This is a genomic window from Schleiferilactobacillus shenzhenensis LY-73 (assembly GCF_000469325.1).
Classification (GTDB): Bacteria; Bacillota; Bacilli; order Lactobacillales; family Lactobacillaceae; genus Schleiferilactobacillus; species Schleiferilactobacillus shenzhenensis.
Genome location: NZ_KI271582.1, coordinates 403616 through 424902 on the forward strand (window position 1 = coordinate 403616; position 21287 = coordinate 424902).

Sequence of the window (21287 nt, forward strand, 5' to 3'; positions counted from 1 at the left end):
GCCCCGCCCGCTCCGCCCGGAGTCACCCGGGTCAAGACCAGACACTAATTTAACTACTTCTCCGCGTTCAGCTTGGCAATCTCTACCAGGACATCCACCGCTTTGGCCATCGTTTGCTCCGACACAAACTCAAACCGCCCGTGCATGTTCTCGCCGCCCGCAAACAGGTTCGGCGTCGGCAAGCCCATGAATGACAGCTTAGACCCGTCGGTACCGCCCCGGACAGGGGTCTCATCGGGTGTGATGCCCAGGTTCTGCATCGCCCGTTCAGCCAGCCGGACCACGTCCATATGGTCCTTCATGATGTCGATCATGTTGTAATACTGATCATGCATCGTCACGGTGACCCGGGGCGTGTCCAGTTCAGCGTTCAGCTTATCCGCAATGACCTGGGCTTTCTGCTTGCGTTCTTCCAGACCGGCCCGCTCGAAGTCGCGGATAATGTAATCCAGTTCGGCGTGGTCGGGCGTTCCCTCGAAGGACAACAGGTGGAAGAATCCTGCCCGGTCCCGGGTCTTCTCCGGCACCTCGTCTTGCGGCAACCGGTTCTGGAAATCGATACCCAGTTGAATGGCGTTGATCATCGTGTGGTAAGCCGTGGACGGATGGACGTTCTTGCCCTTGATGTCCACGTGCAGCGACGCGGCGGAGAAAGTCTCATACTCCAGCTCCCCCAGCGGCCCGCCGTCCACCGTATAGGCAAAATCGGCGCCGAAGTCGGCCACATCAAAATGATCCGCCCCGGTCCCAATTTCTTCATCAGGACCAAAGCCGATGCGAATCGCACCGTGCTTGATCTCAGGGTGGGCAAGTAAATATTCGGCCAACGCAAAGATCTCGGCGACGCCGGACTTATCATCGGAGCCTAGCAAAGTCGTGCCGTCGGTGGTGATCAGCGTCTGACCGGCGTAATTCTTCAAAGCGGGGAAATCCTGCGGGTCGAGGGTATACTCGCCGGCTTGGTCCAGCTTAATGACCGAATGACCGTCGTAGTTCTCGACGATTTGGGGGTTAACGCCCTCCGCGTTGAAATCGGCGGTATCGACGTGCGCTAAGAAACCGATCACCGGCACCTGGGCATCGACATTACCCGGAATCGTGGCGGTCACATAGCCGTTCTTGTCGTTATACCGGGCGTCGCTCAGCCCGATTTTCTTCTGCTCGGTGACCAGCTGATGCAGGAACTTGGTCTCCCGGTCGGAACTGGGGATCGTCTCGGATTTCTCATCGGACCGGGTGTTGATCTTGACGTAGCGCAAGAAGCGCGGAATCAATGTGGGGTACTTCGTGTCTGCCATGAATAGACCTGCTTTCTGTCTGTGAATTATAGAAATGTGAACGGATCGGTGCTCAGAGGCGAGGGAATGACGGTGATGCCCCAGTGATTCTCGGCGGACCACTGGGCGAGCTTAGCGCTCATTTGGGGGATCACGATACTTTCGATGTGGTGCCCGGGATCGATCACCGGCAGATCCGCCGCCAGCATGTCGTGACCGGTGTGGTAATAGACATCGCCGGTGATGAAGGCCTCAGCGCCGGCGGCTTGGGCTTGGCGGAAGAACTTGCCGCCATCGCCGCCAACGACGGCGACACGGCGCACGGGCCGGTCCAAGTCCCGGGCGACGACGCGCAGCCCTTGGAGAGAAAAGACATCCTTCAGGTGCAACGCCAGCTGGCGGACGGTCTGTGCTGTCGGCAGGCTGCCGATGCGGCCGATACCGATATGCTGGGCGGGGTAGGCTTCGGTAAAGATATCAAAGGCGGGTTCCTCATAGGGATGCACCTGGCGCATGGCCAGAAGGACCGCAGACCGGCGGGAATGCGGGAAGATGACCTCGATGCGGCTCTCGCGCACCGTCTCAGGATGCGCCACTTGGCCGATTGCCGGATGGGCGCCCGCTTCGGGGGTGAAGCGCCCTTCCCCGTCGCTGGTGAAGGACGCCCCGCTGTAATCACCGATCTGACCGGCGCCAGCAGCGGCCAGGGCATGGCGCATCACGTCCGCGTTGTCGGCCGGGGTGAAGACCACCAGCTTTTCCAGCGGGTCATCGTTGCTGCGGGCGAAGGGCTGCACGTCCTGCAAGCCGATCGCCGCCGCCAGCCAATCGTTCATGCCGCCGACAGCCTTGTCCAGATTGGTATGGGCCGCGTACACACTGATGTTGTGTCTCAGCAGCTGCGCGTACATCCGATTCTGGGGATCTGCCAGGTCCAAGTTGTGGGCCGCGTGGAACATCACCGGGTGGTGGGCCCAAATGAAATCAATATCGCGCGCCACCGCGTAATCTGCGACTTCCGGCCGGACATCCAATGTGACCAGCACGCGCTTGGCCGGGGCCTCTCGGTCACCCAGCTGAAATCCCGTCGGATCATTCCCTTCCCGTAAGTATAACGGGGCGAACTGTTCACTGCGGCGGATGATGTCTTGTACCGTTGTCATGGTCTACGCTAACTCCCTTTCAATCAACTGTTGTTCCGCTTGGACCGCTTCAATCTTCTCTGTCTGATCGGTTTGGGCTTGGTGCAGATCGGCCAGCAGTGTCTGGTTATGCGCCTGGCGGTCCTGCCAATAGGCCCGCCAAACGGTGTTCTTTTCTTGCCGCAAGTGCGGCCCGAGAAGAATATCAGCGGTACTGAGGGGCACCGGTGCCGCGACCGGGTCCGCCACGATGATCTCGTAGACATGCCCGTCTTCATTCAGAATCTGTTCCGCGGCGATGCGGTAGCGGTGATCGGCCAGCCATGTCCGGACGCGGTCGCTGCCCACATTTGGCTGCAAGATCAGCCGTTCCGTATGCTGCAGGTGGTCCTGGCCAGCGTCCAGGATCGTGGTGATCAGGGCCCCGCCCATCCCGGCGATGACCACACACGTTACTCCGTCGTCCGGGGTAATGGTCGTCAGGCCGTCTCCCCGGCGGACACTGACCTGGTTCGTGACCTGGGCTTCTTTCACATTCCGGGTGGCACTGGCCACCGGACCGGCGACCACGTCGCTGGCAATGACCCGGGGAGAAACGCCCTCATGGATCAAATAGATGGGCAAATAGGCGTGGTCCGTTCCAATATCGGCGACTACGGCGCCCTGGGGAATGAATCTCGCCACAGTGGCCAACCGGGTGGAAAGAAGAGTTGCTGTTTGTTTTTCTGTCGTCACATGACCCCTGCTTTCTAAGATGTCAGATACAGTCATTATACCAAAAACCGCCCTCGGTGATTGGCCGGGAGCGGTTCTGTCGCTGTTACTGAATAACGTGCTGGGGCACAGGGCGCCGTTTAGTCCGCCGGTACACCTGCCAGTTCCCAACGGCAGCGGCCAATGCGACCAGCGTGCCCATCACGATAAACAAATCGACGCGTTCCTTCTGTACGAAGGCGTCATATACGAAGGCGCCGACCCCAATCAGACTCAGTACGCCGTAAAGAACGGCCATAAGTGCCCAACGGTGAGCCGGCTCGGGGAGCGGCCCAGGATTATCACGATCCATACTTATCACTCCATTTTTCCTTGTTGTGCCATTATTATATCATCGGTCAGAAAGAAAGTGAATGAACAGCTCACCGGCCCCGCAAGCGGTCCCACAATGAATGGCGGGGATGTTCGTCCGCCGGCAGCTGCATGTCCGCCAAGGTCTTGGGCCGCACGTTGTGTTCGACAGCGGCTTCGTTCTCTGAGGGGTCAAGATACCGGTGCGGTGTTTTGGCGGTTGGGGCCTGATCAGACGCTGCTGGGTGGGTCGTCTTGGCCGCCGGCCGGGCCGGGTCGGTTGGCAGGTTTGCGACTGACTGGTCAGCGGAGCGGCTAGTGATCTCCGCGTTTTCACCTGTGACATCCCGCTTCGTCTCGTTGCGGGCCTGCTCAGTCAGGTGGGGGTCGCGGTCGTGGAGCATGGCCAGAATCTGGGTATTCTGCTCGATCACCGTCGCAACGAGCTGACGCAGCTGGGTGATTTCTTCCTGCTGGCTTTGTACCGTCGCCGACAAGGCCGTGATGGTGGGCAGCTGGGACTGCGCTTCATCGTCATTGAGGACACTTTGCACGGTGGCCTTCATAGGCAGCGCCGTCGCGGCCATGCGGTCGATCACGTTCTGCAGTATGTCAACGACGGCGGGTGAATACAACCTGGCCCGTTGGCTGTTCCGCAGGATCGGTACCCCATTTTCTTCCAAGCAGACCGACAGCCGGCGCAGCCGGTCCGGGGTGATGCCCAACTGGGGGGCCAACACGCCGGCGGTCAGCCGCCGTTCTTCCTCGACCATGGTGCTCTCCCCTTCCTTGGCGACGGTAAGTGTCGTCAATACTTTGTAAATTCATTGTACCAAACCGCATGGGTCCTGACTGTTTAGAAAAGCCGATTTTAGGCAAAAAAAGAGCGCCGCCCAAGCGGCACTCGCTGATTCATACGGAATCAAATTTAATCTAAGAAATCCTTCAATTGCTTGGAGCGAGACGGATGGCGCAGCTTGCGCAGAGCCTTGGCCTCAATCTGACGAATCCGTTCCCGGGTCACGCCGAAGACCTTGCCGACTTCTTCCAGTGTCCGGGTCCGGCCATCGTCCAGGCCGAAGCGAAGACGCAGGACATTTTCTTCCCGGTCGGTCAAGGTATCGAGGACACTCTCCAGCTGTTCCTTGAGCAGCTCATTGGAGGCGTGCTCTTCAGGACTGGTGGCATCGTGGTCTTCGATGAAGTCGCCCAAGTGCGAATCGTCCTCTTCCCCGATGGGGGTCTCAAGAGACACTGGTTCTTGCGCGATCTTCAAGATTTCCCGGACCTTCTCGGTGGGCAAGTCCATCTCCGCACCGATTTCTTCCGGTGTCGGTTCCCGGCCCAGGTCTTGGAGCAGCTGGCGCTGGATGCGAATCAGCTTATTGATCGTCTCGACCATGTGCACTGGAATCCGAATCGTGCGGGCTTGGTCCGCAATGGCGCGGGTAATCGCCTGCCGGATCCACCAGGTGGCATACGTAGAGAACTTGAACCCTTTGCGGTAGTCGAACTTCTCGACGGCCTTCATCAGGCCCATGTTCCCTTCCTGGATCAAGTCCAGGAACTGCATGCCGCGGCCGACATAGCGCTTGGCAATGGAAACGACCAGCCTCAGGTTGGCTTCGGCCAACCGCTGCTTGGCGTCTTCGCTGCCCTGTTCGATCTTCAAAGCCAATTCCACTTCTTCATCAGCTGTCAGCAGGGGTACCCGGCCAATTTCCTTCAGGTACATGCGGACCGGATCATTGATCTTCACGCCGGTGGGCGCAGACAGGTCCCGCAATTCCTTCTTGGAAACAGCTTTTTCTTTCTTCAGGCTCCGTTCAGCTGGTTCACCGTGCTCATCAACGATGGCAATGCCGTTGTCTTCTACCTTTTGCATCACATCATCGATGTCGTTGGACTCGAGTTTGAAGGGTTTCACAATTTTGTCGATCAGGTCGTTGTTTGTGATTTGCTTCTTGGGCCGGTACTCCTTGACCAATGCTGCAACTGCCTTGTTCAAGTCTTTCTTGGATACCGTCTTTGTTTCTTTAGCCATCAGCAATCCCCCTCTAAAAAATGGGCGTAAAAATACCTGTATACTATACTACCCTAATTGCCCCGGGAACGCAAGCCCGGCCTAGGCATCGGTCTCCGGCGTACCTTTGAGCCGAATCTGGAGCGCAATGATCTGCTGGGCCAAGGTCAATTCCTGGGCGGCATCGCCATTATCCCGCGCTTGGTGCAGCTGCCGCTGCAGTTCCCGCAACTGGGTATGCAAGGGATGTCGGGACAGGATGCGCAGATAATCGCGCACTTGGTCCTCAGTGTAGTCCGTGGGCAAGTTGCGCATCTCCACGGCTGCCAGCAATGCATTCTCCGCATCGGGCACATAATCGTTAAAGCCGGCCACATCGTGCTTGTCGTGGCCAGAGGCGATATAATCCTGCCACAACAGATAGAGTGTCTGGTAGTTGACATCGATAAACTGAAACGCGCCGTTGGTCCACCCCTGGACGAGGTCAACGACTTCACTGTGGGCCAGCATGAGGGCCAATAAGTCTTGTTCAGTCCGTTCCACCAAGGTGATCCGCGGTTCGGCGGCGGGCGGCGGCATCATCGCCGGGGCGCCGCCGCCATAATCGTCATAGGGGGCCGCCCCGCGCGGTGGCGAGGCAGTCTGCCGACGGCTGTGCGGCCGCTGCTTCGGCATTTGGGCCTGCACTTGGATCAGTGAGGCCTGCAGCGCATTGAGGTCGACGTCCAGTTGTTTACTTAACCCCCGGAGATAATTGTCCCGGGCCGCCGGTGACGGGTCAGCGGCAATGATCTCCAGCGCTGCATCCGTATATTCTGCCCGGCCGGCGTCGCCGTTCAAATCACTGCGGCTGCGCAGTTCCCGCAGGCCAAAGCCGGTGGGTGTCAGCCGCTGATCGGCGATCTGGCGGCGGAAAGCGTCAGCGCCATTTTTCTGCACAAATTCATCCGGGTCCATATTATCTGGTAAAACGACCACGCTGACGTTAAAGCCCTGGTCGCCGCTCAGCATGCCCAAAGCCCGCTTGGCCGCGGCAATACCCGGCGCATCACCGTCATAGCAGATGACCAGGCGGTCGGTGAGCCGGCGCAGGTCATAGATCTGCTGGTCCGTGAGACTGGTGCCCATGGAGGCGACCCCGTTGGTCACCCCGGCACTGTAGGCCGAGATCACATCCATGAACCCTTCGAACAGCACCGCCCGGTGGTCTTCCCGAATCTTGGCTTTGGCCTGGTCCAGATTGAACAGCACTTGCCGTTTGGCGAAGAGCTTAGTCTCGGGACTGTTGAGATACTTCGGCGCATTATCCGTCTTGGTCAGGATGCGGCCAGAAAAGGCGACGATCTGGCCGCCCTGGTCACGGACCGGAAACATCACCCGGTTGTAGAACCGGTCCCGCAAATGACCGTCGTCCTGTTCGTTGAACAGACCCGACGTGCGCAGCTGGTCATCGTCATAGTGCTCATGGAGATACTGCCATAGCACGTCGCCGGTGTCCGGTGCGAAGCCGATGTTGAATGTCTCGATCAGGTCGTCGGCCATCCCCCGCTGGTGCAGGTATGCCAGGGCCGTTTCGCCGACTTGCGTATTCACGAGAATATGGTGATAGAAAGCCGCGGCTTGAGTGTGCATCTTGCGCAGCAGCGCGAGCTCAGGATCCGCGGGTGCCGCTGTGCCAATGTACTCGTCCGGCAGGGTCTCCCCCACCATGCCGGCGACCTTGGCGACGGCCTCTGGAAAGGACAGGTCTTCGATCTCCATGATGAACTTGAAGACGTTGCCGCCCCGGCCGCAGCTGAAGCAGTGAAAGATCTGCTTGTCGGGGGCGACGGAGAACGATGGTGTGTTTTCTTCGTGGAAGGGACACAATCCGAAGTAGTTCCGCCCCTGTTTGCGCAGCTGCACATACTGGCCGATGATGTCCAGGATATTGGCTTTCTGGCGAATGCCTTCAATGACTTCTTCTGGGATACGGGTAGCCATGACCGGGTCTCCTTTCTGCATGGTAACGCGATAGCGAGAAAAGCGGCGGGCCGATTCGGCTCACCGCTTCTCCAAAGCGTTGCTTCTATTTTACTAGCAAATCGTCCAAATTACCAAAGAACTTGGCTGTGTCCCGAATCTGAGCCAGCTGGTGCAGCCGGTTTGCCCGAATCTTCGGGTCCTTGTCCATAACCATGTTCTCTTCGAAATAGTCGTCAATGATTGGCCGCAGGTCTTGCAGCCGATCGTACAAGGCCGTCAAGGTCAGGTGCGGCGCATCGGCCCGCAGTTTCTCCACGGCGTCGTAAAGCTTTTGTTCCGACGGGTTCTGGAACAGACTGGGATCGACCACCGGTTCTTTATCTTGGGACTTCTTGGCCAAGTGTAACACCCGCGTCAAGGCCTCGATGGTCGGTTTGAAGGACTCCTTGTCCGCTTGCTGGGCCAGCACTTGGGCCGCCCCAAACATATCCTCGGGATCGACATCCTGGTTCGCCGTGACCGCATCGACGATATCGTGGCGAGTATCCTTTGTGTTAAAGAACTGCTTGACCCGGTCAACGAAGAAATCGTTCAAGCCCTTGATCTGATCCAGGTGCAGGTGCGGAACCTGGTTGTTTTCCTGGAACTGGCTGACGATGGCTGCTTGCACCCGCAGCAGCGGGAAGTGCCACCGGTGGGCCTGGAGGATCCGAATGATCCCGTAGGCCTGCCGCCGCAACGCGTACGGATCATTGGAGCCGCTGGGCACCATGCCGGCACCGAAGAAGGTCAGGATGGTATCCATCTTGTCGGCGATGGCTAAGACGCTGCCGACGGTTGATTCAGGCAATTTGCCCTCTGCGGACGTGGGCATGTAGTGCTCGCGAATGGCTTGGGCGACGGCGGGTTTCTCACCGGCCAGCTTGGCGTAGATCTCCCCCATCGTACCTTGCAGTTCAGGGAACTCGCCCACCATACTGGTCACCAGGTCGAACTTGTAAATGTGGGCCGCCCGGTCCAGATCGGCCAGTTCGTCGTCGGTGAGGTCAAAACGCTTACCCAGATAATGGGCGATGCCTGCAACCCGCTGCATCTTCTCGTACATCGAACCGATCTTGTCGTGGAACATGACCGTTTTGAGTTTCTCGACGTACTCGGCAATCGTGTGCTGCTGGTCTTCCTGATAGAAGAACACTGCGTCTTCCAAGCGGGCGACCAAGACTTTCTCGTTCCCCTTAATGACGTTCTCCAAGTAGTCGCTGTTACCGTTGCGGACCGCCACGAAGTATGGGAGCAGTGTGTCGTCATGGTCGGTGACGTAGAAGTAGCGCTGATTGTCGCGCATGGAGGTAATCAGAACGGCGTCCGGCAGGTCCAGGTATTTCTTATCAAAACTGCCGGCAAAGGCGGTCGGATATTCCACCAGGTTCGTCACTTCTTCGAATAGGTCCCGGTTCATGACGATCCGCCAGCCATGGTCTTCGGCAATCTTGGTCACTTGGGCTTTGATGGCGTCCCCGCGCTTGGCTTCGTCCGCAATCACGAACTGGTCAGCTAACGCCGTTTCGTAATCTGTCGCCGTCTTCAACTCCACGGCGTGACCCAAGAAACGGTGGCCTTGGGTGGTCCGGCCCGCCTTGACGTCCAGGATCTGGAACGGAATCACCTGGTCATCCAGGAGAGAAACGAACCAGTGCAACGGCCGAATGTATTCGAAGTCGTAGTTACCCCAGTGCATCCGGGTCGGGAAAGTCATCGCCTTGATGACGTCGGCGACGCCGGGGAGCACAGCCGCAGCCGGCTGGCCGACGATGTTCTTGTGGTAGAACACGTACGGCTCGCCTTTTACATCCCGCACTTCCAGGTCGTCCACCGTACCGCCTTGGCCCCGCGCGAAGCCTTGGGCGGCTTTGGTCCAGTTACCGTCTGCGTCCTGGGCGATCTTCATGGCTGGGCCGCGATTCTCCGTGCTTTCGTCCGTCTGTTTATCTGCCAGGCCGCTGACCAGCAAAGCGAGCCGGCGCGGAGTAGCGTATTCTTGGATGTCCTTGAAGGCTAGGCGGTTGTCTTCCAGAAAGGCCGCCATCCGTTCGTGCAGCTGCTTGATGCTGGGCACGACCACGTGGGCCGGCATATCCTCTAAGCCAATTTCTAATAAGTAATTATGGGTCGCCATCTTACTCAGCCTCCTTCGCTGCTGCATTCTCTTGAGCGTGCTTCAACAACGGGAAGCCCCGCTTCTCCCGCTCGGCCACGAATGCCTTGGCCACCAAGTGGGCCATCCTGCGGATCCGGCCCATGTAACCGGCCCGCTCCGTCACGGAGACCGCGCCCCGGGCGTCGAGCAGGTTGAAGGTGTGCGAGCACTTCAAGATGTAATCGTAAGCCGGGTGCACTAGGCCCAGCTTGATCAAGCGGTGGGCCTCTTTCTCATAGTCGTTGAAGAAATTGAAGAGCATCTGCTGGTCGCTTTCTTCAAAGGCATACTTGGAGTGCTCGTATTCCGGTTCCTTGAAGATGTCGCCGTACAGCACCCCGTCGCCCCACTCCAGGTCATAGACGGAGTTGACTTCCTGGATGTAGGAAGCCAAGCGCTCGATACCATAGGACAGCTCGCTGGTGACTGGCGAAACATTCAGGCCGCCGACGACTTGGAAGTAGGTGAACTGGGACACTTCCATGCCGTCCAGCCAGACTTCCCAACCCACACCGGCACAGCCCATGGACGGGTTCTCCCAGTTATCCTCGACGAAGCGGATATCGTGTTCCAAGGGCTCAATGCCCAGTGCCCGCAAGGAATCCAGGTAGTATTCCTGGATGTCCTTGGGCGACGGCTTCATCACCACTTGGAACTGGTGGTGCTGGTACAGCCGGTTCGGGTTCTCGCCGTAACGGCCGTCTGCCGGCCGGCGGGAAGGTTCCACATAAGCGGCGTTCCAAGGCTCGGGGCCGACCGCGCGGAGGAAGGTGTAGGGGCTCATGGTGCCGGCGCCCTTCTCCACGTCGTACGCTTCCATCAACATGCAGCCTTTACTGGCCCAGAAGTGCTGGAGCGTGGTGATCATATCTTGAATGTCCAACTTTTTATCCATGATGATTCTCCTTTGCTGGTGCGGTGTAGAAAGGTGGGACCAGTAAAAGGACCGGGTGCCTAAGGGCTCCGCGGGATTGGGGCTGGAACGCAGTGGGCACGGCTTGAAGCCCGCGCATGGTGCGCGCGGTCTTCAAGACCGGCCTTGTTGTAAGCGGTCAAAAACCGACCGCTAACAACAATTTCACTGCTGAGCCCCATCCCGCTCCGCCCTTAGGCACCCTCCTGTGATGACTGGAGGAGACACCGAGCAGCGGACAGCCCGGGTCATATCCTAACAACACAAAAAGCCGTTCCTACACTACGCCAAATGGTAGTGCAGGGACGGCTTTGGACCGCGGTTCCACCCTGCTTCACAGAGCGTGCTCTGTGCGCTTCGTTGCATTCGCTCCCGGGTGCCGTGCAGTTTGTCGGTGGCCGGCTTACACTGTTCCGGCCTCGCTGAAGGTGACGCTGCTTTGCCCGTTCTTAGCGGATGATTTACTTGTATCATACGGCAACGGCTTGGGGAACACAAGGGGTTTCAGAAAAGTGATGACCGGCATTCAGGCGTAGAGAAGAAAAGAACCGACTCGGGCAAAGTCGGCAATTTCATTTCTTACTGCGGGTAGCAGAAGCTGATTGGAGCGCTGGGCGACCCAGCGGCACAACGTGCGGTAACGCGGCGCAGATGAAAGTCAGCACCGCCATAACGGCCCTGCACCGTGTTGAAAATCTGCTGCAGCCGGGCGGCCGTGTCGGCTTGAACCATGGCTGCCGTGATACTTTGCCAGTCGCCGTGCCGGCTGGAGACAAGGGCGTGAACCAAATTGACAACCACGAATACCCAGGCCTCTTGGTCGAGACTCGTCGATAACGTACCCTGACCCAATTGCTGAGTCAAGCGGTGGTAAAGTGCATCATTGGTCATCGTCATCAGAGGCCTCCTTCCCCGGTTCTGTCCGCGGGGCCAGCGGTTTGAAATCCTGGTTCCACTGGCCCAGTGAATCGATAAAGCGCTTGGAGCGGGGATAAGCGCCGACGGTATCGCTGTAGATCTGGTCTAAGATGGTCCGCAGCTCAGCCTTCGTCGTGTTATTGATCTTGATCGATTGGATCTGGGCGATGTTTACCACGGAGAACCGACGCATGTAGTAAATCGTCTTGGCCCCGGCGTGGAAGCGGTGGGGATCCTGAGCCCAGTGGCGGTCGCAGATGAGTCCGCCGGCCGCTTCGGAGTAATCCATCGGCCGGTCGTCCCGCCCGCAGATGGCGCAGACCCGCAATTGCGGCGCGACGCCAAAGGCCGGCAGCAGTTGAATCTCGATGATGTTGGCGAGGACGGCAGGATCCAGTCCCCGGTCGAGACCCAGCAAGACATTCTTCCCGGTCGTGTACCACTTGGGAATCGCCTGACCTTCCGGGAACGCCATCCGGATCAGGTCAAAAATGTACGTGGCATACGCGTTGGCAATGATGTCGCTCATCGGCGCACGGAAGAGATGGGTGCCCTTGGCGGTGCGCAGCTGGGACAGCCCGGTCGGCCGTACGACACCGACGTAGTCGCCCAGGGTGAACGGCAAGGTGACCCCGGCCAGCTTGGCTTTAGGCCGTTTCAACCCGCGGGCGATGAACGTTTTGAAACCGTACTGCTGGGTGAGGAAACGGACCAGTGCATCGTGCTCCCGATAATCCTGGCGGCCGACCACGATGCCGGTGAAATCAACGGCAGCTTCGGCCATTTATTCCAACCGTTTGATGTTGTAACCGGACTGGTTAAGAAACTTGGGGTCGTCCCGCCAGTTTTTCTGTACTTTGACCCACAGTTTCAGGTTGATCTTTTCACCCAGCAAGGCTTCGATCTCCCGGCGGGCATTGATCCCCATCCGTTTCAACATCTTGCCGCCAGCCCCGATGACGATGCCCTTCTGCGAATCGCGCTCCACGTAGATCGTCGCGTGGACCTGCAGCTTGCCGGCCACCCGGGTATTCATCGAATCCACCAGCACTGCGACGGAATGCGGAATTTCTTCCCGCGTCAGCTGAAGGACCTGTTCGCGAATCAGTTCCGCGACCACGAAGTATTCCGGATGGTCCGTCAGCTGATCCGCCGGATAGTATTGAGGACCCGGCTTGAGATGGCTTTCTAACCCGGCCAGCATCTCGTCCACGTTATTCCCTTGGGTAGCAGAAATGGGATAGACGCCGGCAAAATGCAGCGTCTCGGTGTATCCGGCGACAATGTCCGGCAAAGCGTCGGGATTGACCAGGTCGATCTTATTGACTAGCAGATAAACCGGCGTGCTGGTCTTCGTCAGCAGATCCATGATGTAACGGTCGCCGGGGCCGATTTTGTCGTCAGCAGCGACCATGAACATGATGGCGTCTACCTCGGACAGAGTCGATTCAGCCGCAGCGTCCATATAGTCGTCCAGCTTATTCTTGGGCTTGTGGATGCCCGGCGTGTCGACAAAAACGATTTGGGCGCTGTCCGTGGTGTAAATGCCTTGGATCTTATTCCGGGTGGTCTGGGCCTTGTCGGACATGATGGCCACTTTCTCGCCCACCAGGCGGTTCATCAACGTGGACTTGCCGACATTAGGCCGGCCGACGATGGCGACGAACCCGGACACGAATTGCTTGTTTTCATTACTCGCCATGATGCATCTGCTCCCCTTTAAACGCGTACGGTAATAAACCGGCGACGGTGGTGCGCTGAACGTCCCCGTGCAGGTTGGTCAAGATGACCGGCATGTCCGGTGCGGCGAATTCGGCCAAGACTTGGCGGCAGGCCCCGCAGGGCGATACCGGGCCGGCGGTATCGCCGATCACGGTAAGGCTGGCAAACTGCCGCTGGCCTTCGCTGATGGCCTTGAACATGGCCGTCCGCTCGGCACAGTTGGTCAAACCGAAGCTGGAATTTTCAATGTTGCAGCCAGTGAAGACTTGGCCGCCTGCCGTGAGCAGAGCCGCGCCCACCGCGAAGTGCGAGTAAGGGACATAGGCCCTCTCCCGGGCGGCGCGCGCCTGGGTGATCAATTCGTTTTCTGAAACCATCGTCATCATAAACTCCTTAATTAAATAAACAAGTCCACAGCAGCGGGACAAAAACGAGCGCACCCACCACGACGGCAAAAAAAGCCGTCAGCAAAACAACGCCGGCGGATAAATCTTTGATTTTCTTCGCTTGGGGAGAAAAGGTGCCGTGGGTCACGAAGTCCACCAAACTCTCGATGAGCGTATTGCCCAGTTCGGCAAAAATCACCAGCCAGATCGCCGCCGCCAGCCACAGCCAATCGGTGCGCTGGGCGTGCAGCAGGATGGCCGCGATGATCACCAGTACTGCACCGGCCGCATCCCGGCGCAAGTTGCGCTCTTCCCGCAGGGCGATGCGGACGCCGCTCCAGGCGTGGCGCAAGGACTGGGCAAAGGTGTGGTTCTTACTCGTCTGCTTACCGGGTGAGGCCATAGGCTTCCAGAATCTCCTCTTGCAGCGGGATCATCACCGCTTCGTCCGCTTTCTTAATGTGGTCGTAGCCGTTCAGGTGTAAGAAACCGTGGACCGTCGTGTACCCCAGCTCCCGGCGGAAGGAATGGCCGTAACGGTCGGCTTGTTCTTGGGCGATGCCTGGTGAAATGAACAGGTCGCCGATGTTGCGCGGCAAGTGAGCCAAGGCTTCCAAAGGTTCGCCAAAGTCGCTGTCGGCGTCGCCGTCCTCAATGGCAAAGCTGATGACATCGGTGGCGCGGTCCACGTCGCGGTACTTCTTGTTGATGGCGCGGATGCGCTCCTTGCTGACAAAGGTAATGGACATCTCGGTGTCTTCCGCCAAGTGCAAATGCTTGCCGGCAAATTCGACCAAGTCCTTGACCATGGCCAAATCGTCAGCACTTAACAGATGATCATCATCATACACGTCTAAGTTCACTGGTCACTGTCTCCATTCTTCTCTGCCAAGTGACGGGGCAGTTCGTAGGCCGCATAAGCATCGATGATCCGGGCAACAACGGGGTGCCGGACCACGTCGGCACTGGTGAAGTTCACGAAACCGATGTGGGGAATGTCGTGGAGGATCTTCGGTGCCGTCAGCAGACCGCTGCCGCTGATCGACGGCAGATCGATCTGGGTAATGTCCCCGTCGACGACCATCTTCGACTCGAACCCCAGCCGCGTCAGCAGCATCTTCATTTGGGCCCGCGTGGCATTCTGGGCCTCGTCCATGATGATGAACGACTGATCCAATGTCCGCCCGCGCATGTAAGCCAACGGCGCAATCTCAATCACGCCCCGGTCCAACAGCCGGTTGGTCTGGTCCATGCCCATGATTTGGTACAAGGCATCATAGATGGGCCGCAAGTAAGGATCGACTTTCTCCTTCAAGTCGCCGGGAAGAAAGCCCAGGGATTCCCCGGCTTCCACTGCCGGCCGGGTCAGAATCAACCGTTCCACGTCCCCGGCCTTCAGCGCGGCGACCGCCAAAGCGACGGCTAAGTAAGTTTTCCCGGTACCCGCAGGGCCGATGCCGAAGGTAATATCGTTGTGCCGAATCGTTTGGACATACTGCCGCTGGCCGAAGGTCTTGACCCGAATGTTGCGGCCCTTGGCATCGCGGATGATCGTTTCTTTATACAGATCGGTGAAGTATTCCAGGGTACCCCGCTCAGCCATCTTGATAGCGCTCATCACGTCGGTGGCGCCGATGCGGATGCCGGAGCTGATCACGTCGGTCAGCGCATTCAGCACCTGTTCGGTGAGGTGGACGTTGTCCGGTTCGCCGCTGATGTGCATGTCCACATCCCGGGCCGTGATCGCCACGTCCAGGCCTTCCGTTAAGAGATTAATATACTCGTCATTCACGCCCATCAGGTTAACGGCCATGGCCGGATCGCTCAGATGGTACGTTTCTTCAATACGGGTGGCGTCTGCCAAATTCTCACTGCTTTCTGGGTTAATGGTGTTACTTCAATTCTAGCACAGATGGCAAGAAAAGCGGCTTGGGTGCCCGCCATTCCGACGAAGACCGAAGCCGCTTAACATTTCTGCCAATTAGTGAACTGTCACCGGTTGTTCTGCGGGAACTCGCAGCTGGCCGCGGAAGTCGCTCAGCTGGCGGTAGCCCTTGGCGTCCATGATGGCGCTTAGTTCTGTGCTCAAGCGTTCAAAGACTTTGGGGCCCTCTTTACCCAACTGGGTGGCGACGCCGACCATGTCGGCCCCGCACAGGATCAGTTCGAAGACATCCCGGCCGGTTTGGACACCGCCCGTGCCGATGATGCTGATACTGGGCTTGAGCAGCTGGCGCAATACCCGGACATTAGCCAGGGCCATCGGTTTGATGTAGCCGCCGCCGATGCCGCCCAGGCCGCCCTTGGGCGCGATGGCGGCCGTCTCGTCCTTGATTACCAGGCCATTGCCGGCACTGTTGATCGTATTGACGAAGGTCAGGTCGAACTTGTTCAGGACGTCGGCAATATTGTGGAAGTGCACTAAGTCAAAGTACGGCGGCAGCTTCACGCCCAAGGCACCGTGATAGATGGCCGTCACTTCGGTCAGGATGCGGTCCACCGCGTCAAAGTCATAAGCAATTTGGGGCTTGCCGACGACGTTGGGGCAAGACAAGTTCAACTCCACCAAGCCGCTGAAGTTGCTGGCGGCAATCTTTTGAAAAAGCGGTGTGAACTCTTCCGGCTTCAACCCGGTGGTAGATAAGAAGTACGGCTTATCCGGATTCTTGGCGTGGAACTGGGCGACGATGTCCAGGTAGTAATCTAGGCCCTTGTTGGGCAGGCCCATGGAATTGATGGAGCCCAGCTCCGTGGCGGCCATCCGGGGATTGGGGTTGCCGGCCCGGGGATCCAGAGTCGCGGTTTTGGTCACAAAAGTAGCGGCTGCCGAGGTGTCGACGGCGGTTAATTCCCGTTCGTCGTAGCACCAGACACCCGCGCCGTTCATTACCGTGTTATCAAAGTGAAAGCCGCCGATCGCTGTGGTTAAATCTGCCATTATTGTGTTCCTCCAAAGATCGGGGGGCGAGAAAGCTTCAGCTGTCTGCGTTTGTGCCCAGAGGGACACGCCGTTATCAGCAAAATGGATGCTCACTGTCACCCGTTATTTTGTTGCTTGTTGGCATTGTGCCACAAAACGGAAGGATTGGCAATGGTCAGAGGGCGGAGGCGGGCGTTTAGGCCACCTGGGCTAAGCGGCCCTAACACCGAAAGCCCTGGGCTTGGGCTTTTGGTGTTAGGGTCCTTAGACCATGGTGGCCTGCCCGCCGGAGCCCGTCTACGAGGCGGAGCGAAGCCGTTAATCGCTCAGCGGAGCCCGTTTATGGGCCATGGCAGAAACCCCCGAGCTTGGGTTTTTGGTGTTAGGGTCCTTAGACTATGATGGCCTGCCAGCCGAAGCCCGATTAAAGAGAGACGGTATCGCCTGGTGACGACAGTCGGCACATATACCAGCCCCACTGACTAGCAACCGCCACGCTGAAGGAAAAAACCGCACAGAAAAACCAGGTCACCGAAATGACCTGGTTTTGGTTTCGCAAAGATTGCGTTGGTTGGTTCACAATCGGCCAATCCGAAGATTGACCGATGCATTGGTTGGTTACAGTGTCCATTCCAACTGATACCATCAGGAGAAATGGACACGGCGGCTGTCACGGGTAAGGGACTGGTCGCGGTCAGCGGATGGCAGCGGAGCAGCTGGTTAACCCAGCAGTTCCTTCACCATGGCGTTCACTTTGGCCCCGTCAGCTTTGCCTTTGACTTTGGGCATGAGCGCCTTCATCACTTTGCCGAAATCAGACTTGCCCGTGGCCCCGACTTCAGCAATCGTATCCTGTACGGTCGTTTTCACTTCAGCGTCACTCATCTGCGCGGGCAGATACTTCTCGACGATGGCAATTTCGGCTTTGACACCGGTCACCAAATCGTCGCGATGGGCTTTTTCAAAGTCCTCAAGCGATTCTTTACGTTGTTTCAGTTCCCGGTCAACAACACCGAGTTCCTCTTGAGCAGTCAGGTCGTGACCGACCTTGATCTGTTCATTTTGCAAAGCAGCCTTGATCATCCGGACAACGGACAGCGTGGTTTTGTCCCGTGCCTTCATTGCCTTGATCATGTCGGCGTTCAGCGAATCTAACAAGCTCATGGTATGCGCTCCAATCAATTAGAACTTCTTGCGCTTTCTTGCTTCCTCGGATTTTAACTTCCGCTTTACACTCGGTTTTTCGTAGAACTCGCGTTTCCGGTATTCACGCAATGTGCCGCTCTTGGACACGGAACGTTTGAACCGCCGCAGTGCATCATCGAGAGATTCGTTTTTGCGAACGACTGTCTTTGCCATTTGACATCCCTCCCTCCGCGATGAGTGTAACTGTCGCCAGATGTACTTGTGACAAACAATTCCTTTTCATTATACAGAACATTATTTTGAAGCGCAATTCATCTCGCCACATTTGTTCAATTAATTCGCGGCGGCGCATTTCTCCCTGCCCCGTCAACCCCGGCAAACGGGGAATTATGGTATTATAGAAGAAAATGAGAGAAGCGGAGCAAACGTCATGACTGAATCCAAGAAGCTCAACCTGTACGTCCTGTCTGATTCCGTTGGGGAAACAGCCTTCAAGCTGGCCCAAGCCGTAATGGCCCAGTTCCCCCACGTGGAGACGACTTACATCCGGTACCCGTTCATGCATACCGAGAAGCAGATCAACGAAGTGGTGCAAAAAGCCAGTGAGGACGGCGGCATCGTGATCCATACCATCGTCACGAAGGGGCTCGCCCAGCAGATCCACCAAGCCTGCCAGCTGAATCATGTGGTGGATTTCGATTTGCTGAGTCCTTTGCTGGCTGAAATCACTAAGACCACCGGTGAAGAACCGACCCACGAGGCGGGTGCCATCCACCACCTGAATGAGAAATATTTCGACCGCATTTCGGCCATGGAATTCGCTGTCCTCTATGATGATGGCAAGGATCCCAAAGGCTTCTTGGAAGCCGACGTTGTCTTGCTCGGCCCGTCTCGAACATCTAAGACCCCGCTGTCCCTGTTCCTGGCCGGGAAGAACCTCAAAGTCGCCAACTTGCCGCTGGTTCCCCAGGCCCACATTCCTGAAGAACTGTGGAAGGTCGACCGGAAAAAAATCATCGGCTTGACCAACGACGTCGAAGTGCTGAACAACATTCGGCGGGAGCGCATGATCGCCTACGGGTTAAACCCGGACACGACCTATTCTAATGTGGACGAAATCAAGAATGAATTGAAATTTGCGCAAGACCTGTATGACAAACTGGGCTGCATGGTGATCAACGTTGCCCACAAGTCCATCGAAGAAACAGCCACCCTCATCCTGGAGCACCTCGGGTTGGATGACTACCAGCCGAATTTGACCAAAACCAGTAAATAATATGGCATTGCGAAAAACAGGCCGGCTGCCGTGAGGAAAACCGACCTGTTTTTTGTCGTTCCGGCGAATCGTTACTTTTTCGGCAGGACGCCGCCCGTGGCTTCAATTTTTTGCTGCAAGTCAGGGTCAAATTTGCCGCTGCGCAGCATGGCGATCTCGTAAGCATACGGGGCCGCTTGGTGCTTCTTGTCCGCGCCGACCCAGGGTGTCTCCATGATCTTCGGCACGGTCGTCAGCTGGGGGTGGGTATAGACTTGATACAGGGCATCGAAACCAATGGTGCCGAAGCCAATGTTCTCGTGCCGGTCCTTGTGACTCCCCTGGGGATTCTTTGAGTCGTTCAAGTGGATCAGCTGCAGCTTGTCCAAGCCGATGATGTGGTCAAACTGGTTCAGCACACCGTCAAAGTCGTGGGTGATGTCGTAACCAGCATCACTAGTATGACACGTATCGAAGGTCACGCTGACCTTCTCGTTGTAATGGACGCCGGCAATGATGTCGGCCAGCTGCTCGAAGGTGATGCCCACTTCGGTACCTTTCCCGGCCATCGTTTCGATGGCAATATGGGCGTGCTGGTCAGGCGAGATGACCTCGTTGAGGCCCTTGATGATCTGTTTGATTGCGTTGGCCGGCGTGTCCTTCAAGTGGGCGCCGGGATGGAAGGCGATTTGGGTAGCGCCCAGGGCATCCGCCCGGGCCACCTCTTCTTTCAGAAATTGCACCCCGAAAGCATAATTTTCGGGTTTAGCCGTGTTCCCCAAATTAACGATGTACGGCGCGTGGACGACCACATCGTCAATGGCGTGGGCCTGCAGCAGCTGCATCGCCGCCGGGATCTGGAACTCATCAATGGGTTTGCGTCGGGTGTTTTGGGGCGCTCCGGTAAATACCATCAGCGCGTCGGCATCGTAGTCAATCGCCGTGTGCACCGAGCCGGCAAACATATCCGGACTTTTCAGCGGCACATGGGCACCTAAATGATCATGGATCATCATAACTCACTCCCTCTTCGGTTCATAGTAGTGACCCAAAATGCGGACAGTCGGCGTGACCGAGACGAAGGCGTGAGGGTCCGATTCGTGCATGACTTGGGTCAAATCGTGCAGTTCGTACTGTGAAATCACGGTCAGCAGCACCGTCTTTTCTTCATGCCGGTACGCTCCTTCGGCGTCGTGCATGATGGTGATGCCCCGGCGCATTTCTTCCTGGATCCCGGCAATGACGGTACGGGGGTGGTTGGTGACGATGATGACCTGCAGCCGCTGGTCCTGGGTGTAGATCATGTCGATGATGCGGCCGTTGATGAAGATGCCCAGGGCGCTGTACAGCGCGTGGGGCCAGCTGTAGATGAAGCCGGAGAGCAGGATGATCAGGGCGTTGAAGGCGATGTTGATGGAGCCCACCGACTTGCCCGTCTTCTTCCGCAAAACGATCCCGAGGATGTCCAGGCCGCCGGTGGAGATACCGCTGCGCAGCGCGAAACCGGTGCCGGCGCCGTTGAACAGCGCACCGAAGATGGCACACAGGATCGGGTCGACGGTCAGCTTGCGCATCGGTGAGAAATGCAGCAGCAAGGACGACAGGACAACGGCAAGAATGGTGAAGAGCGTGAAGCGGTGGCCAATCTTCCGCCACGCCAGGACAAACAGCGGTAAGTTCAACGCAACCAGCCAAAACGGCGTCCCCAAGAAGCCGACGCCTAAGCGGGTGACGATGGTATTCATCAACTGGGCGGCCCCGGTGACCCCCGAGGCATAAATCCCGCCCGGTTCCCAGAAGAAGTTCAGCGCCATGGACACGGCGATGGCGTACAGCAAGGCGGCGGAAATGCGGGTCAGCGTCCGGTAGCGCCGGCTGAGTTTTTCTAAATCCATTGCGGTTAATTCGTCCCTTTTCCGTGTTTGTGATAAGTGAATACATTGTAACATACTCCCCCACTAGCGCGCGGTGGGTTATTGCTCCGTTTGCGCGATGCATCAGTTTGTGTCGGAGTGGTTCAGGTTATTGTTTGGCGCTGGCCCGGGTAACTCCGGGCTCCGCAGATTGGAGCGGCGATGCGAAGCAAGTGCGAAGCCGGTCCTGCGGAGCTAGTGGTGGGCACGGCTTGAGCCCCAATCTGCTCCGCCCTCCGTCACCATACATTCTCGGCGACTGGGACCGTGTCGCTCCCCACAGGGCCAAGGCAGCTCCTTCCGCAAACATCATGGCAGACACGCTGAAATATGGATGGTCCCTCCGGAGAATACGTCGTGGCACCAGGATTTCACGTTCGAGTAGGAAGTAGGCGATTTGGGCCCGGAGGCTGGCGGGCGTCAGTGGCCAAGTTGGTCTTAGCGG

22 protein-coding genes are annotated in these 21287 nt (G+C 57.6%); 1 reads left to right on the forward strand and 21 read right to left on the reverse strand.

The genetic code is table 11. From position 1 onward, the window contains the following. Positions 1-53: 53 nt before the first annotated feature. The 19 genes from pepT to rpsU form a co-directional block, all read right to left on the reverse strand. Positions 54-1298 carry a peptidase T gene (gene pepT, locus L248_RS01820; protein WP_022528340.1) on the reverse strand — a complete coding sequence of 415 codons (1245 nt, stop codon included), beginning with the start codon at positions 1296-1298 and terminating at the stop codon, positions 54-56. Positions 1299-1324: 26 nt separating this feature from the next. Beyond that, positions 1325-2440, reverse strand: a complete 1116-nt coding sequence (locus L248_RS01825) for a Nif3-like dinuclear metal center hexameric protein (RefSeq protein ID WP_022528341.1) — start codon at positions 2438-2440, stop codon at positions 1325-1327. 3 nt (positions 2441-2443) lie between these two features. Then, on the reverse strand, positions 2444-3154 hold the full coding sequence (locus tag L248_RS01830) for a tRNA (adenine(22)-N(1))-methyltransferase (RefSeq protein ID WP_022528342.1): 711 nt from the start codon (positions 3152-3154) through the stop codon (positions 2444-2446). A gap of 85 nt (positions 3155-3239) precedes the next feature. Then, positions 3240-3485, reverse strand: a complete 246-nt coding sequence (locus L248_RS01835) for a hypothetical protein (protein WP_040534253.1) — start codon at positions 3483-3485, stop codon at positions 3240-3242. A 70-nt stretch (positions 3486-3555) separates the two neighbouring features. After that, positions 3556-4296, reverse strand: coding sequence for a hypothetical protein (locus L248_RS01840; RefSeq protein WP_022528345.1), 741 nt, complete (start codon positions 4294-4296; stop codon positions 3556-3558). Positions 4297-4412: 116 nt separating this feature from the next. Next, on the reverse strand, positions 4413-5534 hold the full coding sequence (gene rpoD, locus L248_RS01845; RefSeq protein WP_425423434.1) for an RNA polymerase sigma factor RpoD: 1122 nt from the start codon (positions 5532-5534) through the stop codon (positions 4413-4415). A gap of 75 nt (positions 5535-5609) precedes the next feature. Then, complete coding sequence (gene dnaG, locus L248_RS01850; RefSeq protein WP_040534257.1) at positions 5610-7490, reverse strand: DNA primase; 1881 nt, start codon at positions 7488-7490, stop codon at positions 5610-5612. 85 nt (positions 7491-7575) lie between these two features. Then, positions 7576-9648, reverse strand: coding sequence for a glycine--tRNA ligase subunit beta (glyS, locus tag L248_RS01855; protein ID WP_022528348.1), 2073 nt, complete (start codon positions 9646-9648; stop codon positions 7576-7578). Between the two features lies 1 nt (position 9649). After that, the gene (gene glyQ / locus L248_RS01860; RefSeq protein WP_022528349.1) at positions 9650-10564 is read right to left on the reverse strand and encodes a glycine--tRNA ligase subunit alpha; all 915 of its coding nucleotides are present in this window, start codon (positions 10562-10564) and stop codon (positions 9650-9652) included. A gap of 597 nt (positions 10565-11161) precedes the next feature. Continuing rightward, positions 11162-11479 carry a hypothetical protein gene (locus L248_RS01865; protein ID WP_040534259.1) on the reverse strand — a complete coding sequence of 106 codons (318 nt, stop codon included), beginning with the start codon at positions 11477-11479 and terminating at the stop codon, positions 11162-11164. After that, entirely contained in the window at positions 11463-12284 is an 822-nt protein-coding gene (gene recO, locus L248_RS01870) for a DNA repair protein RecO (protein ID WP_022528352.1), read from the reverse strand. Before recO ends, L248_RS01865 begins: the two co-directional genes overlap by 17 nt. After that, positions 12285-13202, reverse strand: coding sequence for a GTPase Era (gene era, locus L248_RS01875; RefSeq protein ID WP_022528353.1), 918 nt, complete (start codon positions 13200-13202; stop codon positions 12285-12287). Then, complete coding sequence (locus L248_RS01880) at positions 13192-13599, reverse strand: cytidine deaminase (RefSeq protein WP_040534417.1); 408 nt, start codon at positions 13597-13599, stop codon at positions 13192-13194. Before L248_RS01880 ends, era begins: the two co-directional genes overlap by 11 nt. Before the next feature lie 16 nt (positions 13600-13615). Further along, the gene (locus tag L248_RS01885) at positions 13616-14011 is read right to left on the reverse strand and encodes a diacylglycerol kinase family protein (RefSeq protein ID WP_022528355.1); all 396 of its coding nucleotides are present in this window, start codon (positions 14009-14011) and stop codon (positions 13616-13618) included. Then, a complete protein-coding gene (gene ybeY, locus L248_RS01890; protein WP_040534261.1) occupies positions 13995-14471 on the reverse strand; it encodes an rRNA maturation RNase YbeY in 477 nt (158 codons plus the stop codon). Before ybeY ends, L248_RS01885 begins: the two co-directional genes overlap by 17 nt. Continuing rightward, positions 14468-15421 carry a PhoH family protein gene (locus L248_RS01895; protein WP_155828539.1) on the reverse strand — a complete coding sequence of 318 codons (954 nt, stop codon included), beginning with the start codon at positions 15419-15421 and terminating at the stop codon, positions 14468-14470. Before L248_RS01895 ends, ybeY begins: the two co-directional genes overlap by 4 nt. 168 nt (positions 15422-15589) lie before the next feature. Next, entirely contained in the window at positions 15590-16546 is a 957-nt protein-coding gene (locus L248_RS01900; RefSeq protein ID WP_022528359.1) for a dihydroorotate oxidase, read from the reverse strand. 702 nt (positions 16547-17248) lie between these two features. Continuing rightward, positions 17249-17692 (reverse strand): GatB/YqeY domain-containing protein, encoded by a 444-nt coding sequence (locus L248_RS01905; protein ID WP_022528360.1) that lies wholly within the window; start codon positions 17690-17692, stop codon positions 17249-17251. A gap of 18 nt (positions 17693-17710) precedes the next feature. Then, the gene (gene rpsU, locus L248_RS01910) at positions 17711-17887 is read right to left on the reverse strand and encodes a 30S ribosomal protein S21 (protein WP_022528361.1); all 177 of its coding nucleotides are present in this window, start codon (positions 17885-17887) and stop codon (positions 17711-17713) included. A gap of 217 nt (positions 17888-18104) precedes the next feature. Between rpsU and L248_RS01915 the strand changes: the two genes are divergently transcribed. Further along, positions 18105-18950 carry a pyruvate, water dikinase regulatory protein gene (locus L248_RS01915; protein WP_022528362.1) on the forward strand — a complete coding sequence of 282 codons (846 nt, stop codon included), beginning with the start codon at positions 18105-18107 and terminating at the stop codon, positions 18948-18950. A 71-nt stretch (positions 18951-19021) separates the two neighbouring features. Here L248_RS01915 and L248_RS01920 read toward each other — a convergent pair whose 3' ends face one another. Beyond that, on the reverse strand, positions 19022-19942 hold the full coding sequence (locus tag L248_RS01920; RefSeq protein ID WP_196811981.1) for a deoxyribonuclease IV: 921 nt from the start codon (positions 19940-19942) through the stop codon (positions 19022-19024). 6 nt (positions 19943-19948) lie between these two features. Beyond that, a complete protein-coding gene (locus L248_RS01925; RefSeq protein WP_022528364.1) occupies positions 19949-20824 on the reverse strand; it encodes a YitT family protein in 876 nt (291 codons plus the stop codon). Positions 20825-21287: the final 463 nt, after the last annotated feature.

Coding starts and splice junctions, on each gene's coding strand:
- pepT (WP_022528340.1), bottom strand. CDS start 1,298: ATGGCAGACACGAAGTACCCCACATTGATTCCGCGCTTCTTGCGCTAC.
- L248_RS01825 (WP_022528341.1), bottom strand. CDS start 2,440: ATGACAACGGTACAAGACATCATCCGCCGCAGTGAACAGTTCGCCCCG.
- L248_RS01835 (WP_040534253.1), bottom strand. CDS start 3,485: ATGGATCGTGATAATCCTGGGCCGCTCCCCGAGCCGGCTCACCGTTGG.
- dnaG (WP_040534257.1), bottom strand. CDS start 7,490: ATGGCTACCCGTATCCCAGAAGAAGTCATTGAAGGCATTCGCCAGAAA.
- glyS (WP_022528348.1), bottom strand. CDS start 9,648: ATGGCGACCCATAATTACTTATTAGAAATTGGCTTAGAGGATATGCCG.
- glyQ (WP_022528349.1), bottom strand. CDS start 10,564: ATGGATAAAAAGTTGGACATTCAAGATATGATCACCACGCTCCAGCAC.
- L248_RS01865 (WP_040534259.1), bottom strand. CDS start 11,479: ATGACGATGACCAATGATGCACTTTACCACCGCTTGACTCAGCAATTG.
- recO (WP_022528352.1), bottom strand. CDS start 12,284: ATGGCCGAAGCTGCCGTTGATTTCACCGGCATCGTGGTCGGCCGCCAG.
- era (WP_022528353.1), bottom strand. CDS start 13,202: ATGGCGAGTAATGAAAACAAGCAATTCGTGTCCGGGTTCGTCGCCATC.
- L248_RS01880 (WP_040534417.1), bottom strand. CDS start 13,599: ATGGTTTCAGAAAACGAATTGATCACCCAGGCGCGCGCCGCCCGGGAG.
- L248_RS01885 (WP_022528355.1), bottom strand. CDS start 14,011: ATGGCCTCACCCGGTAAGCAGACGAGTAAGAACCACACCTTTGCCCAG.
- L248_RS01895 (WP_155828539.1), bottom strand. CDS start 15,421: ATGGCCGTTAACCTGATGGGCGTGAATGACGAGTATATTAATCTCTTA.
- L248_RS01900 (WP_022528359.1), bottom strand. CDS start 16,546: ATGGCAGATTTAACCACAGCGATCGGCGGCTTTCACTTTGATAACACG.
- L248_RS01905 (WP_022528360.1), bottom strand. CDS start 17,692: ATGAGCTTGTTAGATTCGCTGAACGCCGACATGATCAAGGCAATGAAG.
- rpsU (WP_022528361.1), bottom strand. CDS start 17,887: ATGGCAAAGACAGTCGTTCGCAAAAACGAATCTCTCGATGATGCACTG.
- L248_RS01915 (WP_022528362.1), top strand. CDS start 18,105: ATGACTGAATCCAAGAAGCTCAACCTGTACGTCCTGTCTGATTCCGTT.
- L248_RS01920 (WP_196811981.1), bottom strand. CDS start 19,942: ATGATCCATGATCATTTAGGTGCCCATGTGCCGCTGAAAAGTCCGGAT.
- L248_RS01925 (WP_022528364.1), bottom strand. CDS start 20,824: ATGGATTTAGAAAAACTCAGCCGGCGCTACCGGACGCTGACCCGCATT.